The 17,462-nt window shown below is 36.6% G+C and carries 16 protein-coding genes; all 16 read right to left on the bottom strand.

From position 1 onward, the window contains the following. Positions 1–633 precede the first annotated feature (633 nt). Positions 634–2,607, bottom strand: coding sequence for an ATP-dependent zinc metalloprotease FtsH (ftsH, locus tag K5Q29_RS09640; protein ID WP_105139669.1), 1,974 nt, complete (start codon positions 2,605–2,607; stop codon positions 634–636). Between the two features lie 21 nt (positions 2,608–2,628). After that, positions 2,629–3,171 (bottom strand): hypoxanthine phosphoribosyltransferase, encoded by a 543-nt coding sequence (gene hpt / locus K5Q29_RS09635; RefSeq protein WP_004194316.1) that lies wholly within the window; start codon positions 3,169–3,171, stop codon positions 2,629–2,631. 7 nt (positions 3,172–3,178) lie between these two features. Further along, the gene (gene tilS / locus K5Q29_RS09630; RefSeq protein WP_044761912.1) at positions 3,179–4,447 is read right to left on the bottom strand and encodes a tRNA lysidine(34) synthetase TilS; all 1,269 of its coding nucleotides are present in this window, start codon (positions 4,445–4,447) and stop codon (positions 3,179–3,181) included. After that, positions 4,448–5,728 carry a serine hydrolase gene (locus tag K5Q29_RS09625; protein WP_044761914.1) on the bottom strand — a complete coding sequence of 427 codons (1,281 nt, stop codon included), beginning with the start codon at positions 5,726–5,728 and terminating at the stop codon, positions 4,448–4,450. It abuts the gene before it with no gap. Positions 5,729–5,740: 12 nt separating this feature from the next. Continuing rightward, entirely contained in the window at positions 5,741–5,854 is a 114-nt protein-coding gene (locus K5Q29_RS10805; protein ID WP_044678577.1) for an SP_0009 family protein, read from the bottom strand. Next, positions 5,851–6,219: a septum formation initiator family protein gene (locus K5Q29_RS09620; RefSeq protein WP_105139670.1), complete on the bottom strand. Its 369-nt coding sequence runs from the start codon at positions 6,217–6,219 to the stop codon at positions 5,851–5,853. Before K5Q29_RS09620 ends, K5Q29_RS10805 begins: the two co-directional genes overlap by 4 nt. Next, on the bottom strand, positions 6,206–6,478 hold the full coding sequence (locus K5Q29_RS09615) for an RNA-binding S4 domain-containing protein (RefSeq protein ID WP_004194330.1): 273 nt from the start codon (positions 6,476–6,478) through the stop codon (positions 6,206–6,208). Before K5Q29_RS09615 ends, K5Q29_RS09620 begins: the two co-directional genes overlap by 14 nt. A gap of 49 nt (positions 6,479–6,527) precedes the next feature. Continuing rightward, positions 6,528–10,022: a transcription-repair coupling factor gene (gene mfd / locus K5Q29_RS09610; RefSeq protein ID WP_105139671.1), complete on the bottom strand. Its 3,495-nt coding sequence runs from the start codon at positions 10,020–10,022 to the stop codon at positions 6,528–6,530. After that, on the bottom strand, positions 10,022–10,591 hold the full coding sequence (gene pth / locus K5Q29_RS09605; protein ID WP_105139672.1) for an aminoacyl-tRNA hydrolase: 570 nt from the start codon (positions 10,589–10,591) through the stop codon (positions 10,022–10,024). The genes mfd and pth overlap by 1 nt, the downstream gene beginning before the upstream one ends. 54 nt (positions 10,592–10,645) lie before the next feature. After that, complete coding sequence (gene ychF / locus K5Q29_RS09600; RefSeq protein ID WP_014637241.1) at positions 10,646–11,761, bottom strand: redox-regulated ATPase YchF; 1,116 nt, start codon at positions 11,759–11,761, stop codon at positions 10,646–10,648. Positions 11,762–11,845: 84 nt separating this feature from the next. Then, the gene (locus K5Q29_RS09595) at positions 11,846–12,205 is read right to left on the bottom strand and encodes a helix-turn-helix domain-containing protein (protein WP_105139673.1); all 360 of its coding nucleotides are present in this window, start codon (positions 12,203–12,205) and stop codon (positions 11,846–11,848) included. A 103-nt stretch (positions 12,206–12,308) separates the two neighbouring features. Next, entirely contained in the window at positions 12,309–12,512 is a 204-nt protein-coding gene (locus K5Q29_RS09590) for a DUF951 domain-containing protein (RefSeq protein ID WP_029171245.1), read from the bottom strand. Positions 12,513–12,521: 9 nt separating this feature from the next. Continuing rightward, positions 12,522–13,403 carry a diacylglycerol kinase family protein gene (locus tag K5Q29_RS09585; protein ID WP_105139674.1) on the bottom strand — a complete coding sequence of 294 codons (882 nt, stop codon included), beginning with the start codon at positions 13,401–13,403 and terminating at the stop codon, positions 12,522–12,524. A 276-nt stretch (positions 13,404–13,679) separates the two neighbouring features. Next, positions 13,680–14,816 carry a DNA polymerase III subunit beta gene (gene dnaN, locus K5Q29_RS09580; RefSeq protein ID WP_105139675.1) on the bottom strand — a complete coding sequence of 379 codons (1,137 nt, stop codon included), beginning with the start codon at positions 14,814–14,816 and terminating at the stop codon, positions 13,680–13,682. A gap of 153 nt (positions 14,817–14,969) precedes the next feature. Next, complete coding sequence (gene dnaA / locus K5Q29_RS09575) at positions 14,970–16,343, bottom strand: chromosomal replication initiator protein DnaA (RefSeq protein WP_105106256.1); 1,374 nt, start codon at positions 16,341–16,343, stop codon at positions 14,970–14,972. Positions 16,344–16,545: 202 nt separating this feature from the next. Continuing rightward, positions 16,546–17,310, bottom strand: coding sequence for a ParB/RepB/Spo0J family partition protein (locus tag K5Q29_RS09570; RefSeq protein WP_012775418.1), 765 nt, complete (start codon positions 17,308–17,310; stop codon positions 16,546–16,548). Positions 17,311–17,462: the final 152 nt, after the last annotated feature.

Below are 17,462 nucleotides of genomic sequence, written 5' to 3'. Positions count from 1 at the left end.
TAATCTCCTTTTGTTGATGGTTTAAGTTTATCGAAAAGTGCTGCCTTTCTACAGGACATTTTTGTCTAGCTTCATACTTTATTTGATTTTTCTTTTTTTAAAGTACATTTGCTATTGATACTCTATGAAAAACATTGCATTCTGCTCCAGAAGGGAATTATTATATTGGTTTTTGGTTCCTCATTTCTTAGCTCTACTACCAGTATGGCTTGAGAGAATCATGTCTATGTCTAAAGGTCTAGCTGTTTAAAACTATATTTGTATATTTCTAAGATTGTGATAAATAACTATTGATTCGTTTTTCTTGTAATACTCAATAAAAATCAAAAATAGCAAGTCTAAGCTACTTATAACATGTGAAATTTTAATTTATAAGTTTGAGTTGAGGATTGTGGATTTCAAGTAGCTGTTTTCTTCTAAAAAAATAACAAAATCGAAACGCTACATATCCACTTTGAGTGGTAGGTGGCTATTTTTGATTTTAAATGAGTATAAATACCCTGTTTCTGATGTGTAGCATGTAAAAAAAGCCTTCGCCAAGATTATGTACTTAGCGAAGGCTTGGTGGTTATTTTAGTGGTTGAGAGTGAGGGCAGATCCGTTATGGAATGTCTTGCCCAGAGTATTTTTATACTACTCTTTCGTATTAATTTTCTCTTTTACTTCTTCATAAGAAAGGGGATGAACATCTTCGTCATCGTGTTCAATATTCTCTGGCATTTTGCCTGTTTCATACAGAGATTTAATTTGAACACTATCAAGAGTTTCGTATTTGAGCAGTGCTTCTGCAATCAGTTTGTGTGTATCACGGTTTGATTGAATAATATCTGCAGCCTTATTACGAGCTTCATTTAGCAAATCACGTACTTCATTATCTAACTCATATGCAGTTTGCTCAGAAATATATTTTTGAGTTGTTTGTCCACCAAACATTGCATGACTGCCTTCATACTGCATTGGTCCCATTTTTTCACTCATACCATATTCTGCAACCATGGCACGCGCCATCTGTGTAGCTTGTTCAAAGTCATTTGAGGCACCGGTTGTTTGGGTATTGAAAATAATTTCTTCCGCAACACGACCACCCATAAGACCTGCCAATTGCTCCTTCATATCTTCTTTAGATAGAAGCATTTGATCTTCTTTAGGAAGGGCAATCATGTATCCACCTGCGCGACCGCGGGGAACAATTGTTACTTTGTGAACTTCACGTGCATTTGATAGTACGAGACCAACAATTGTATGACCTGCTTCATGGTAGGCAACGATTTCGCGTTCTTTGACTGAAACTTGACGGTCTTTCTTAGATGGACCTGCAATAACACGATCTTCTGCTTCGTCAATATCTGAAGCATCAATGACAGTCTTGTTTCGACGTGCAGCTACAAGGGCTGCTTCGTTAAGAACATTCTCTAAATCTGCACCAACAAATCCTGGTGTTTGTTGTGCTACTAATTTCAAATCTACATCTGCCGCTAGTGGTTTATTCTTCGCATGAACTTTAAGGATTGCTTCACGTCCTTTAACATCCGGACGACCAACCAATACTTTACGGTCAAAACGACCTGGACGAAGAAGGGCAGGGTCTAAAACATCACTACGGTTGGTTGCGGCAATGACAATAATCCCTTCGTTCCCTTCAAAACCATCCATTTCAATTAAGAGTTGGTTGAGGGTTTGTTCACGTTCATCGTTACCGCCACCCATGCCGACACCACGTTGGCGACCGACAGCATCGATTTCATCGATGAAAATAATGGCTGGTGCTGCTTTTTTTGCATCTTCAAATAATGAACGAACACGGCTGGCACCGACACCAACAAACATTTCAACAAAATCTGAACCAGAAATGGAGAAGAATGGCACACCCGCTTCACCTGCTACTGCTTTGGCAAGCAAGGTTTTACCTGTTCCTGGAGGACCCTCTAGTAGCACACCTGCTGGAATACGTGCTCCAAGTTTAGTAAAGCGTTTTGGATCTTTCAAAAATTCAACAACTTCAACTAATTCTTGTTTTTCTTCCTCTGCACCTGCTACATCTGAGAAACGTACCTTGATGTTACTTTGTTCCAAAGCTTTAGCTTTATTCCGTCCAAAGTTCATTGCACCACGTGCTCCACCGCCACCCTGGTTCATCATCATCATGAAGAATACACCAGCAATGATAAGCGGTAACAAATTAAAGACGATATTTAACCAAAGTCCATTTGAACTTTCAGGTTTAATAGTAACCTTTACTCCATTTTCATTTGCAAGAGCTTGTAGCTCTGACAAATTCGTTTCTGACGGTAAAATTAGTGACTTAAAGTTTTTATACTTAACTTTGCTAGAAACTTGGAATAACTTAATAGATGAAGCTAGCTCATCTTTAGCTTCCTGTTCTGTTTTGTACTTACCAGTAATTTCAATAACACTTGAATTTGGTTGATAAGTAATTTCAGATACATTATTATTTTTCAATTCAGTTACTACTTGTGAATAACTGATTTCTTGAGTTGCTACTTGCTGACCAGCGCTAAAAAATTGAAAGGCTGTAACAATAGTGGCAATAACGAGAATAATGAGAAAAGGATTTTTTATAAATCCTTTATTTGGTTGATTGTTCATAATATAGTAGGAGACCTTTTTCTATTTTGTGTAAACTTCCTCTTTGAGTACACCAACATAAGGAAGATTACGATAATTTTCATCATAATCTAAGCCAAATCCAACTACAAATTCATTTGGAATAGTAAAGCAAGTGTAGTCTGGCTCGATTTCAACAACACGACCTTCTGGTTTATCAAGAAGAGTGGCAATTTTAATAGAACCTGCCTGACGCAAAGCAAAGAGTTCTTTCAATTCTTTTAATGTGCGACCAGTGTCAATAATATCCTCTATAAAGATGATATGTCGACCTGCAACACTATTGTCCAAATCCTTGATAATCTTAACAGTACCACAACTCTCAGTACCACCATGGTAGCTAGAAACAACCATATAATCTGTTTCTACATGGGCATCAATATGTTTCATTAATTCTGCCATAAATGGGATAGAACCTTTTAAAATTCCTACAAGAATAGGATTCTTATCTGCATAGTCTGTTGCTAGAATTTGACCGAGTTCTTTGCATTTTGCAACGATTTCTTCTTCTGAAACAAGAATTTTCTTAATATCTTTGTCCAACATAGGTGTTCTACTCTTTCATTTTTATATATAAGGTAGCTTTGATTATATCATTTTTTACTGATTTACTCAAATCACTGCTAACAAGATTCGTAATTCCATAAATTTCTCCATCCTGCTCGATAATAAGCGCATTTTGTCGAGCTTTCTGTGAGATTTTATTATCAATAAACCAACGGCGGAGTTTTTTATTTACTCCGTTTATTAAAATGGTGTCCCCAGCCTGCCTTCTCCTCACTACAATTGGATTTTCTGTAGGAAAATATAAAATACTATCCGCTTCTTCCAAAGGATGATTGAGAGAAAAAATATATGAACCGTAAGAAAAAATACCCTCTGATTTTATCATGATTTTTTCTGGTTGACTATCCGTCTCTAGTCCTATTTTATAAATTTGAAAACGATGATAATCCTTCTCTAACATGTAATCATTTTTCAATAAATGATAGTAGTTAGCTTTTGAACGCAAGATGTGTAATACTTCATTAAATTGTGGACGAGAGAGCTGTAAATCAGGAAATTTTTCAAAATATTCCTCTAATAGATAACTTTGTACCGTAGGTGTCTGTTGTTGAAAACTCATCACATCTGTAACGGATAAATCCTGTGTCAAATCTCTTAGCGCTTGAAATAGATTATTTGTATCAACTGCAAGATTATTGAGAGCAAGTTCGATTTTAGGATTTTCCTGTTTTAACTTTGGTAAATAGTCATTTCTGACTCTATTTCGAAAATATTTGAAATCTACATTACTGCAATCTTCAAAATGAAATAGCTTATCAAAATCTGCCTTTTTAAAAGATAAAAGTGGTCGAATAAGTTCTCCTGTTGCAAAAGGCTGAGTCTGTTGAATTGCTGATAAGTGACGCAAACGCCCTCCTCTAATCAATCGCATAAAGACAGTTTCTGCTTGATCATCTGCATGGTGGGCTGTCACTAGTGCAGTGTAGCCTTCCTTCTCCATGATTGTAGCAAAAAATCCATAACGCCATTTTCGCGCCGCTTCTTCTGAAAAAACACCTTCAAAATAGGACAGATAAAAGGGAACATTACTTTCTTCTGCTAACTGTTTAAGATATTTTTCCTCGATGACAGATTCTTCCCTCTGTCCATGATTAATATGGGCAATTCCAAGTTCAATCCCTAACACTTGTTTGCATTCGTATAAAAGATGGAATAGGTTCATAGAATCTACCCCACCGGATACGGCTACTAGTACTTTCTTATGTTTATCAAAAAAGTGACCATCCTGTGTCACTTTTAAAAATCGATCTTTCATTTACTTTAAAATCCCGTAAATATCATTTGCAATTTGTGTAATCTCATCATAATTTGATTTATCTGTAAAAATAGATAAAACAAAAGGAGACCCTGCGTAAACAATCGCTACATCGTGTTTGACATCATCTGCATCGCCAATTTTATGAGCAACTGGAACTGAGATGTCTTTCGAAATACGTTGATTATCAAATTGAGTAGATAACAAACTTTCTAGCACATAGCCATTTTGAATATATAAGGCTTCCATCATTTTCCCTGCGATCTCAGCTGAAGTTTCACGTGTAACCATACTCCACTCACTACCTGTTTTAGCAGTTATTACTTGATAAAAATTGGAATCGAATTTATTAGCTACATAATAAGAAAGTAAATTACTAGCTACATTATCTGACTCTTTAGCAGTCTTATTAATCAATTCTTCCACTGAATAATCTTTGTTGTCAGGAGTTTTTGACAGTGAACCACTTCCTCCAGCAACATAAGCTCCTGGGAAGGACATAGATTCGGTTGTATATTTCACTTTAGTAGTCAAATCAATATACCCAGCATTCAGTTGCTCTTGAACGTAATAAAGAATTGGTAGTTTAGCAATGCTGGCAGAATAGAATAGTTTCTCTTGATTTACACCTGCAGTTTGACCTGTTGACAATTGTTTTACATATATACCAATAGTATCTTTAGAATATTTGTTAGTCAACAACTCTTGAACGGCTTCTACTCTATTATCCGTTTTAGAAAAATTATTTACTGCACTCCAACCTTTATCTGTAACATAGGCAAAATCACCTAGGGAAGTTGTTACGATTTTAGAAACCATAACAGCTTGATAGGGTTGTAAATCATTTTTTATTTCCGTAGCTTCGTTAGCAATTGGTGAGGTTAACAATGTGAAACCTTTTTTTGTCCAATAAGTTTGCTCAACAGTAGTTTCTGTAACAATTACATCATCAAATAGTAGATGCCTACTTGCAAGAATGTAACCCTTGTCATCTATTTGGAAAACCAATTCTTTTTTACTATTGACTAGAACATCCGTAATAGAAAAATGTTGGTTCGGCTGTAATTGTCCACCTGCTATAGTCAGTTCTTCATCCGAATAAAGATTCTCAGTTTGAAAAACATTTGGGTTTTGAGGGATAGTTTGAAAATACTGATCATAGATAGTATGAGTCAATTCGTATTCTTCTTGCGCTGTGAGTTCAAATGGTATTTCTGTACTATCGACCACCTGCCATCCAAATAAAACTGGCAATAACCATACGAGCAGTTTTTTCTGCATACTCCCTCCTTTCTACGATTCATTTTCTTCTAACTTTAATTCTCTATTCTTTTGATTCAACTCTTCCAACTTCTCTTCCGAATGCTGTAGAAATTGCTCTACAATTTTAAAGATAGAATCTGTCATTTTGGTAACCCTGGAATATTGTAGACAAATTCCCCTTCTTTAGAGTATTGGTATTTGGCACGAACATATTTGGCAGCGTAATCTTCATTCTTTAATTTCGTAACCATTTCAGCTACTTGTTTTTGCTCTTTGGTCAATTCATCATAGTTTTTTTCTAATTCAGCTAACTTCTTTTCCTGTTGCTGAATATTAGTGTAAGTCCCAACAAGATTGTAGGCAGGCAACATAAAAAGAAAGATAACTAGAATGAGAATTGCACCCATAAAACGATTTTTTTGTTGGCGTTCTGCCAATTGATGCTGAGTTTTTTTACGCTCCGACTGAATAAAGGCATTATTCAGTTGTAGAATTTTAGATTTCTTCATCTTTTTCTATCCTTTTTTCACTGATAATTTCATACATTTTCAGTGCGTCTTCTTTTTTAGTCGAATCTTTCATCTCAAGTACTTTTACAGTGAGTAGTTTGTTACCAAATTGGATTTCAACCTGATCATTTACTTTTAAATCTGTTGAAGATTTCGCCAAAATCCCATTGACTTTTATTCGTCCTTTATCGGCAACTTCCTTCGCAACTGTTCGACGCTTGATAATGCGGGATACTTTCAAATATTTATCTAGTCTCATACTTTACCTCAGTTCACTATTTTACCATTTTTCAAGGTATTTGAGAAATTTATTCTGCCTTCCTTGCTTTAATTTCTTTTAATTTTTCGGCAAAAGAAATCAATTCCTCTAATATTTCATATTCTTTTTTCTGTTGAATGTTAAACACAACAGCTAGTTTTCCTTTATTTTCCGTTATCTGAGCTTTCAAATTTGTCACAGATAAAGCTTCAAAGTAATCTTGCGTTAGGAAAATTTGACCAGCCATAGGTTCGAATGTTACTGTCACTTGATGTTGTCGTCTAAGAACTGTATGACAGAAAACTTGGTCTAAAAATGACTTCAATAGACCGATTTCAAGCAAGTAAGCAACAACATCAGGATACTCTCCAAAACGGTCTATCAATTCTTCTTGTAATTCTTGATAGTTGACACGACTGTCAATATTCTTTATACGCTTGTAAATTTCAATTTTTTGACGTTGATCAGCAATATAGTCACTTGGTAGATAGGCGTCAATCTGTAGGTTGACCTCAGTATTGCTTTTCTGACGTTGGGCTGCCTTACCTTGTTTTTCCAAGATGGCTTGTTCCAGCAATTGTGAATACAGTTCATACCCTACAGAATCAATAAATCCTGACTGGGCAGCGCCCAAAATATTTCCAGCTCCACGGATAGACAAATCTTGCATTGCAATCTTGAAACCCGATCCTAGTTCTGTAAAGCCCTTGATCGCTTCCAATCGTTTTTCTGCTACTTCTGTCAAGGACTTGTCTGGACGGTACATGAGATAGGCATAGGCAATCCGACTGGAACGGCCAACACGTCCTCGAAGTTGATAGAGAGTTGACAGTCCCATGTGATCGGCATTTTCAATAAAGAGGGTATTCGCATTTGGAATATCAACACCTGTTTCGATGATTGTTGTGGTCACCAGAATATCATACTCACCCTCTACAAAGGCATAGAGAGTATTTTCTAATTGGATCTCCGACATTTGTCCATGGACGTATCCTATAGTAGCTTCTGGAACCAAGTCTTTTAATTCAGACACTTTCTGTTCGATTGTGTCAACTTTATTGTAAAGATAGTAAACCTGACCTCCGCGATCTATCTCACGAAGCATTGCATCTCGGATAACGGAAGGATTTGTTTCCATCACATAAGTTTGGACAGGATAGCGATTTGTCGGTGGAGTCTCAATTACTGATAAGTCACGGATTCCCAACATGGACATTTGCAATGTCCGAGGAATCGGAGTTGCAGTTAGGGTTAGGACATCTATTTTCTTTTTCACTTCCTTCAAGCGTTCCTTATGCTTGACACCAAACCGTTGCTCTTCGTCAATAACCAGTAAACCTAAATCAGCAAAAACAACATCTTTTGATAGAAGGCGATGGGTACCAATCAAGATGTCAATTTGGCCTTTTTTCAACTTCTCAAGTGTTTTTTCCTGCTCTGCCTTTGTTTTAAAACGACTCATAACATCAACATTAACAGGAAATTCTGCAAACCGTTCTTGGAAATTAGCGTAGTGTTGCTGGGCTAAAACAGTCGTAGGAACAAGAATAGCTACTTGCTTGCCATCATTGACAGCTTTGAAAGCAGCGCGCATAGCTACCTCTGTCTTACCAAAGCCTACATCCCCTACCAGCAAACGATCCATTGGAGAGTCTTTTTCCATATCTTGTTTGATTTCATCAATGGAACGAAGTTGGTCGTCGGTTTCCACATGTGTAAAGTAGTTGTCAAACTCAACCTGATTCTCATCATCTGGTGAAAAGGCAAAGCCTTTCAGTTGACTACGCTCCGCATAAAGCTTAATCAAATCATCTGCAATATCCTCCACTTGCTTCTGAACTTTTTGCTTGGTTCGTTGGAACCGACCATCGTTTAGTTTATTAACTTTTGGAGCTTTCCCATCGGACGCTAAGTATTTGGAGAGAAGATCAATTTGTTCTACAGGAATAGAAATGCGATCGGAGTTTTGATATTGAACCGTTAAATAATCACGATGAATGCCTGAAATTTCAATAGTCTCAATTCCTAAGTATTGACCGATACCATGAACATGGTGAACAACATAGTCACCAACTGCTAATTCACTATAGTCCTTAATACGTTCAGCGTTAGAAATATTGGTTCTACGTGTCTTACGCTTCATTTTCTTATTGAAAATCTCTTTTTCAGTGATGAAAACTAGTTTCTCATCCATCAAATGAAAACCTGAAGCTAACTGACCAATCGTAACCTGTTGCTGACCTTCTACTAACTTATCTGCTGCATGTACTGGAAGATGGATATCATACTCTTGTAAAGTTTTCTGTAAAGTCTGTAAACTTACATCAGAACTCGCTTGAATAACAACGGTATTGTTTGACTTCGCATACCGAGTCAATTCATCTTTTAACAGTGGAATCTGGTGGAAAAATTCCTGCATAGGATGCTGTGTGAATTGATAGAGATCCTCAAACTTTACATTGCCCAAACCTTTTTGAAAACTTGAAAAGAAGGTGGCAGGTTTGTATTTTCTTAACTCCGAATAGGTAGATGCAAAATAGTGCAAACTTGACACTGATTTCTCCTTTTGTAAATCATCTGTCAACAACTCTGCTGATTCTTTTTCAAATTGAGCCTGCTTGTCAGCAATTTTATGAAAATCATCTAAAAATAAGGGAGAACCCTTTGGCAAATAATCCAACAATGTCCAAGATTGTTCATATAAAAATGATAGAAATTTTCGTAAATCGGGATGACGATATTCCATTTGCATATCTGCCACGACTTCTCGTAAATAAGACTGCTGCTCCCCACTTCTAGATTGGTCAATAGAGATTTGGATTTTCTGACTAGCCCGCTCATAGTCAGTAGACGATAAAATAATATCTGATGCTGGTGACAAACTGATTTGTTCGAGATTCTCTAAAGACTTTTGACTATCTACATCAAAAATACGGATGCCATCAATTTCATCTCCAAAGAATTCTAAACGGCAGGGAGATGCCGCTTGCATATCAAAAATATCTAGAATATCCCCACGTTGGCTAAACTCCCCTTGCGTTAAAACACGAGAAACTTTTTTATAACCTATATTGACAAGTTTCTTTACAAGATTGTCAACTTCTATTTCTTGACCAACTTCAAGCTTTATTTTAGAACCTTTATAAGCTTCAGGACTCGGCAATAAGACCCGACAAGCAGCCATACTAGCAACTAAAATTCCTGAACTAGTAGAATCTGTCAAGAAATTTAAACTGTCAATCCTTGATTGAGTCCGTTCTTTTGATGCAAAAACAAACTCGGCAATAGGACTATCATCTGTAAAAAAGTTGTAAACATTCTCACTTCCAACGATGGCTGTTAAATCTGCAATTAATTTCTCAGCATCATTTTGAGTAGCAGTCACAATCATAATCTTTTCAGCCAAACAATCATAGGCAGTCGCCATGACTAATGACTTACTGGTTCCAGTGAGTCCCAATAATAGTTGGCGAGTTGATTTGTTTAAGCCAGACTGCCACTGATTGATTTGCTTATTTTTGTGAAGAAGATCTAGTATATTCATTATCCGTTAAACTTTCTCATAATAGTATCAAAATCATCTTCTTCCAAATAAAAGTTGACAGCCTTGTCAAGTTTCTCTAAAGCTAGATCAATTTCGATACGGTCTTCTGTGTCAAATCCTGATAAGACATGGTTGACAACACTCATTTTTCCTTTTGGACGGCCAATGCCAATCTTAATGCGGTCAAATTCCTGCGTCCCAATATGCTTGACAATGGATTTAATCCCATTGTGACCACCTGCTGAACCTTTTTGACGGAAACGGATTTTTCCAACAGCCATGTCCAAGTCATCGTAAGCCACCAAAATATCTGTCTCATCTAAACCATAATAGGTCATCAGGGCATGGATAGCCTTGCCTGATTCGTTCATGAAGGTCGTTGGTTTTACTAGATAGATTTTTTCACCGTCAATAAAGGTTGTGGCAATGTCTGCTTGGAAAATCTTATCGTGACTAAAAGTTACATTTTCACGCTTGGCAATCTTATCTAGCAACATAAAGCCGACATTGTGCTTGGTTTCAAAATAGCGATCCCCAGGATTTCCTAGGCCTATAATCAATCGTGTCATTTTTTCTCCTTACATACCAAAAGGCTGGAAAATGTATTCCAACCTAATTATCTATTATACGTTAAAGCGGAACTCCATGATGTCCCCATCTTGAACCACGTACTCTTTTCCTTCTTCACGGAGGCGTCCTGCTTCCTTAACAGCTTTCTCAGAGCCATATTGAATCAAATCATCATAGGACATGGTTACGGCACGGATAAAGCCTTTTTCGAAGTCTGAGTGGATGATACCAGCACATTGAGGTGCTTTCATACCGCGCTTGAAGGTCCAAGCACGAACTTCCTTCTCTCCTGCTGTAAAGTAGGTGCCTAGACCAAGCAAGTGATAGGCTGCACGTGTTAATTTGTCCACACCAGATTCTGTCAAGCCGAGGGCTTCCAAAAACTCACCCTTGTCTTCATCGTCGAGTTCTGAAATTTCTTCTTCAGCACGCGCAGAAATCACTACCACTTCTGCATTTTCTGTTGCTGCAAAGTCACGGATTTGCTGAACATAACTGATAGACTCAGGATCTGCTACCTTGTCTTCATCGACATTGGCAACATAGAGAACTGGCTTGGTGGTCAAGAGGAAGAGTTGCTTAACGATTTTTTGTTCTTCATCTGTGAAGTCAACTGTACGAGCAGATTTTCCGTCTTCTAGGACTGGTTTGATTTTTTCAAGGACTGCAAATTCTGCGACAGAATCCTTGTCTTTTTGCGTACGGGCCATTTTTTCTACACGCGCATAACGCTTGTTGATGCTCTCTAGGTCCGCCAAAATCAATTCTAGGTTAATGGTATCAATGTCTGCGATAGGATCAACAAAGGCATCTTCACGGCCTTGTTCACGCATGACATTTTCATCGTCAAAGGCACGCACCACATGGACAATGGCGTCAACTTCGCGGATATTGGCCAAGAATTTATTTCCAAGCCCTTCACCTTTAGAGGCACCTTTTACGATACCAGCAATATCGGTAAATTCAAAGGTCGTTGGCACTGTCTTTTTAGGAGTGATGAGTTCTGTCAACTTCTGCAAACGCTCATCAGGCACTTCTACCATGCCGACGTTTGGATCAATGGTCGCGAAAGGGTAGTTGGCAGCCTCTGCTCCTGCCTTTGTAATTGCGTTAAATAGGGTTGATTTACCAACGTTTGGCAAACCGACGATTCCTGCTGTTAAAGCCATGTTTTTTTACTCTCCAATTAAAAATTCAATCATGACTATTATAGCAGAAAAATAGAGAAAAAGCTTGCTGATTGGCAAGCTTCGTTAAAAATAATGCTGAATAAATAATCCACCTAAAAGCATAACTGCAAGAAAAATGAGAACGACAACATCTCCTCTTGTAAGAGGTCGTTTGGATTCTTCGTTCAAGTATTCCCAAGCATTCATTTTTCCTCGTTGTTCCACCACAATTTCCTTCTCAGGTTCTTTTCCTAAAACCAGATAATCCAGACTGACACCAAAAATTTCTGCCAGCTGGACCAGTTTGTCGATATCTGGCGTTGCTTCACCATTTTCCCACTTGGAAACAGCCTGACGGGAAATATAGAGTTTCTCTGCCAACTCATCTTGGGATAAGCTATTGGCTGTGCGTAAAACTCGAATTTGCTGTGCTAACTGATTCATGGTCATTTCCTCCTCTTTTTTCTAAGTCTATTATAGTGTAGAAAAGAATAGTTGCCTAGCACTTTTTAGGAAATATTCGCAACCAGCAGTTGCAAACTGTCAACTAGGTTTCACTAGGCAGCACTTGTTGCATTTTTCGTTCAAAATCATGCCGGCTCATCATGACTACATGGTCACAGTTGGTACAACGGATTTTGATATCCGCTCCTAGACGGATGACTTCCCATTTATTTGCCTTCTTGCCGGTCGATTTGATGACACAGGCATGAGGCTTTTTCATTTCGACAAAGGATCCTAATTGATACATACTTCCTCCTTAAATATACATACTTCTTTCCTGATAGGTTAACGTTACCTCATTTGCAGTGCATATCTCTCCATCTATTTGCAATAATAATTTTTCTTTTGATTTTAAAACTACATCTACCCCTGTTAAATGCTGAATTGTATGAGAAGATTCATGCCTCTTCGTTAATAAGGCTAACAATGATTGTAGACGTTGGTAGAAATTTCCATTTTTGAAGTAAACAATATCTACTTCCTTCTTTTTAGCACTTGCTGTTGGCCATATCATGATTCCTCCACCAAAATAAAGACTATTTGCTACAGAAATAAAAAAGAGATTACCTAACTGATAAGTTTTTCCATCAAGAGTTAATTCTAAATTTATAGCTTGTTTTGAAAATAATGTTTTAATACCAAAGAATAGATAAGTTAACCTCCCAAGTTTTACCTTGTTCAGAATTTTTTTCAAAATTGAATTCGTTGAACCATTGATAACTTGAGCTGCAAAGCCAAAATCCATACTGTTTACAACCGTTCCGTGTGAACTGTTTAAAACATATATCCGACTTGTTTTTCCCTCTAAAATGGCATCTACACTTCTATAGAGCGATGTTATATTCATTGCTTTTGCAAAATCATTTCCAGATCCTGTTGGATAATAAGCAAACGGTAGACTAGCTGGCCAAAAACGCAAGGCTTTAGATAGGGTGCCGTCTCCGCCTAAAATCATTAATTGGTCTTCACTACTGACAAACTCCTTTAAAATAGCCTCTATTTGACTTTTTTCATCCTCAGGCCCAACTGTCATAAAAATGTTAACTGCAAGCTGTGGATAACTTTCTTTTATTTTGAATATGATGTGTTCAGCAGTATGGCTACCAGCATTAGGATTAGCTAATATATATAACGTCATTTATTCCCCATCACTAAATATATAATACTCAATAAAAATCAAAAATAGCAAGTCTAAGCTACTTATAACATGTGAAATTTTAATTTATAAGTTTGAGTTGAGGATTGTGGATTTCAAGTAGCTGTTTTCTTCTAAAAAAATAACAAAATCGAAACGCTCCATATCCACTTTGAGTGGTAGGTGGCTATTTTTGATTTTAAATGAGTATAAAAATAAGCTAGGTGCTATTTTTTAGTATAACATAAAAACGGCCAGTTTAGCCGTTCTTAATATTATTTAGTTGGTACGAACTGGTGTAACCAATTGAATAAAATCTTCCCCTTCATTATTGGGAATCAATGTAAATGGACGGACAGAAGAAATAAAGCTAATTTTCACTTGTTCACTAGTTGTGGCTTTCAATGCTTCTATCAAGTAAGTTGGGTTAAAGCTGATTACTAAGTCATCACCTGATACTTCTACAGTATCTAATTCCTCATTCACACGTCCAACTTCTGGAGAATTTACATGAGCCGATACAACATTATTAGCAATTTCCAGTTTTACTGTACCATTTTGCGTTGCATTTGAAAGAAGACGAGCACGCTCCATCGAGTGACGAAGATTTGCAGTATCAAAAATTGCAGTTGTTTTAAACTCAGTTGGAATTAAGCGGTCGGTATCAGGGTAGGTACCTTCTAATAAGCGTGTATAGAAGCTAATATGCTCGCTTCTAAAAAGGATTTGATTATTTGAAAAGAAGACTTCTACTGTTTCAATATCATCTGTAAAAACTGCAGTAAATTCACGGAGAGAACGACTTGGAATGACAACATTAAAATCATCACCAGATGTATCAAGGACCAATTTCCGTTGGCTCATACGGTGTGAATCTGTTGCAACAGTTTTTAGATTTTTATTTTCTGTTAAAACAAAATGAACACCCGTAAGAATAGGACGACTTTCTTGTGTAGAAGCTGCAAATGCTGTTTCATTAATTGTTTGTTTCAATACTTTGGTTTCTAACACCAATGGTTTTGAAGTTGGAACTTCCTGTAAACGAGGATACTGTTCTGCTTCTTTTCCCTTTAATGTGATTTCAGACTTACCACTTGTCAAAACGATTTGCTTTTGTTCAATTTCATTGAAGTCAAGGACCAAATCCGGCATGCTGGATACGACATTAATAAAGAAACCAGCTTCTAAGAGAATGGAACCTGGAGAACTGATCAAAAGTCCTGCATTTTCATCTTGAATAGAAATAAAATGTTCAATCGAGATTTGTCCATTTGAACCAGTTAAAGTGATTCCTTCACTAGTTACTGTAATTTTTACTGTTGAAAGAATTGGAATAGCATTTTTTGTACTGATTGCCCGTTTAGTAATACTAAGTGCTTGTAGAAATATATTTTTATTAATAGAAAATTGAATCATGGATTCTCCTTTATTTATTATCTATAAGGTTAATAGTAATAGTAGTCTCTGTGTATTCTGTGGAAAAGTGATGAAAGACTAATAAAACTGCGGGAATTAACTTGTTCACAACTTGTGGAAAAAACAGAAGTTTTTTTAAAAGTTATACACAGGTTAACGAAGTTTATTTTTTATACTGGTAATCTCTATTTCTAAATTCTCATCATCCAAGAGGAGAGTTTTTATTTTATTGTATGCATGCATAACGGTTGTATGGTCTCGATTACCAAATTCTTTCCCAATTTTTGGAAGGGAATTGTCTGTCATTTCACGTGATAAAAACATAGCAACTTGTCGTGCGTGAACGATATGTTGAACACGCTTAGAACCTTTTAATTCTTTCAAGCTGACACCGTAGAAATTTCCCACTTCGGTTTGGATTTTCTCAATAGGAATAACCATGTTTTGTGGATTTGTTTGTTTTCTTGATCGAATAGCCTCAGCAGCAACCTCGACACTTATCTCAGACAGTTGCCGCATAGTGGCTATCAAATGGATATCTTTTAAGGCACCTTCAAGGTCACGTACGTTCGAATCAAATTGCCCAGCTAGATAGGATAGCGTCTCATTTGTAAAGTTATAAGGCAGGTTCTCGCACTTGTTACGTAAAATTGCGATACGTGTTTCAAAATCAGGTGGAGTGATTTCACTGGTTAACCCCCATTTGAAACGTGTTACTAGTCTTTCTTCCAAATTATCTAAGTGATCGGGATTACGGTCGCTTGTGAGTACAATCTGCTTATTTTTTTCATGAAGCGCATTAAAAGTATGGAAAAATTCTTCCTGTGTTGTTGCTTTATTACGGAGAGACTGAATGTCATCAATTAGAAGTAAGTCCAGATTGCGATAGGTTTTTTTGAAACTTTCCATATCATTGAGACGGAGGTGTTCTAAAAATTCATTGATGAATGTTTCCGATGAGACATATTTTATCCTTGCCTGGGGATTATCGGCTAGAACCTTATTTCCAATCGCATTTAAAATATGAGTTTTTCCAAGACCAGGACCACCAAAAATGAATAATGGATTGTAGAGCTCACCTAGGTTATCAGATACAGCTAAAGCTGCAGCCTTTGCCCAGTGATTATTGTCTCCTTGTACAAAATTAGCAAAGGTGTACTGGGATTTTATATCAGAATGAACCGGTTGAAAAGTTTCTTGAGGAGTAGCCGGCCCAGGTGTCTGTACCTGGTGAAACACTGAACTTCTTGCGTTTGTAATGTTCTTAATTTCCTGTTCATCTTCTGTAAATTGATATTGGATGGCAAGAGGTTCTCCGTAGATTTCAAAACTAGCGGCAATCATTAACTCTTCGAAGTTTTTTTCCCAAAAATCTTTTTTAAATGGACGATTTAAGAAAATATTGGCAACTTGCTGGTTGATTCCAAGTAATTTTGCATCAGCGACATAAAAATCATAAATAGATGGCTTAAAATTTACTTTTGCTAATTCAATAAATCGTTGCCAAAAAAGTTGTTCTTGGTTCATATTTTCCCCCTTTCACATTATATTCGTTAGAATAGTGTACCATAAAAAACAAAAGTTTTCCACAGATAATTTTAAAAATCCACACTGTTAAGAAAAGTTTTCCACAAGATGTGAATAAAAGTCAGAACCTTTGCTGGTCCTGACTTTTTGTAATGATTTTAGTGTGGAAAAGAGTGTTTATAAAAATAAATTGTAAACAAGTCTATTTAAAATTGTTGATAATTCTTTCGAATTCATCGAGGTCATTAAAGCTAATTCGAATTTCTCCGCTTCCGTTTTTCTTCTTGATAATTTTTGTAGCTGTTCCAAGAGTTTTACTGAGTGAATCTTCCTGTTCTTTTAAAAATTGGTCGCGTTGTTTAAGCTTAGTGTGTTTTTTCTTATTTGCAGCTATTAATTTTTCAAGCGTACGCACACTTAAATCTTTTGATAAAATGAGTTGAACCCATTCGGCTTGCTTTTCTTCTGAAAATGACACCAATTGTCGCGCGTGCCCTTGTGAAATTTTTCCTTCTTCTACAGCTTGTTTAGTCTGAGATGATAGATTTAGTAGGCGCAATAAATTACTGATATATGGTCTTGATTTTCCCATGATTTGAGCAACTTCATCATGTGTTAACCCTCTACTAATCAATTTTTGATAAGAGGCTGCTTCTTCTATCGGATTTAAGTTAGAACGCTGCAGATTCTCTATGATAGCCTGATAGAGTAAATCATCATCAGTCAGTTCTTTTACCACTGCTGGTATTGTAGTCAGTCCAGCTAATTGACTGGCTCGCAACCTTCTTTCTCCAGCTAATAATTCGTATCCGATAATAGAAGATTTTCTTACAATAATCGGTTGAATTAAGCCATTTTCCTTAATGGATTGAGCGAGCTCAAGTAGCTCCTTTTCATCAAAATGAATTCTTGGCTGATAGGGATTGGGATGGATTTCTGAAATATTTAGTGTACGTAATTCTTCCATATATCCTTATTCTAGCAAAAAAAATGAGGCTGGGCAAAAACTAGCTTCTCACATATAAAAAACGAGCAATTCCAATTAGGAGTTGCTCGTTTTCCACTTCATGCTTTATAATTATAATAACCACAAAACAACTAGAAAGGCATGAAAATGTA

Origin of the sequence: Streptococcus sp. 2018037 (assembly GCF_019754195.1) — a bacterium.
GTDB lineage: Bacteria > Bacillota > Bacilli > Lactobacillales > Streptococcaceae > Streptococcus > Streptococcus hashimotonensis.
The sequence above is the reverse complement of the archived record's forward strand: the minus strand, read 5'-3'. Positions and strand labels throughout refer to the sequence as shown.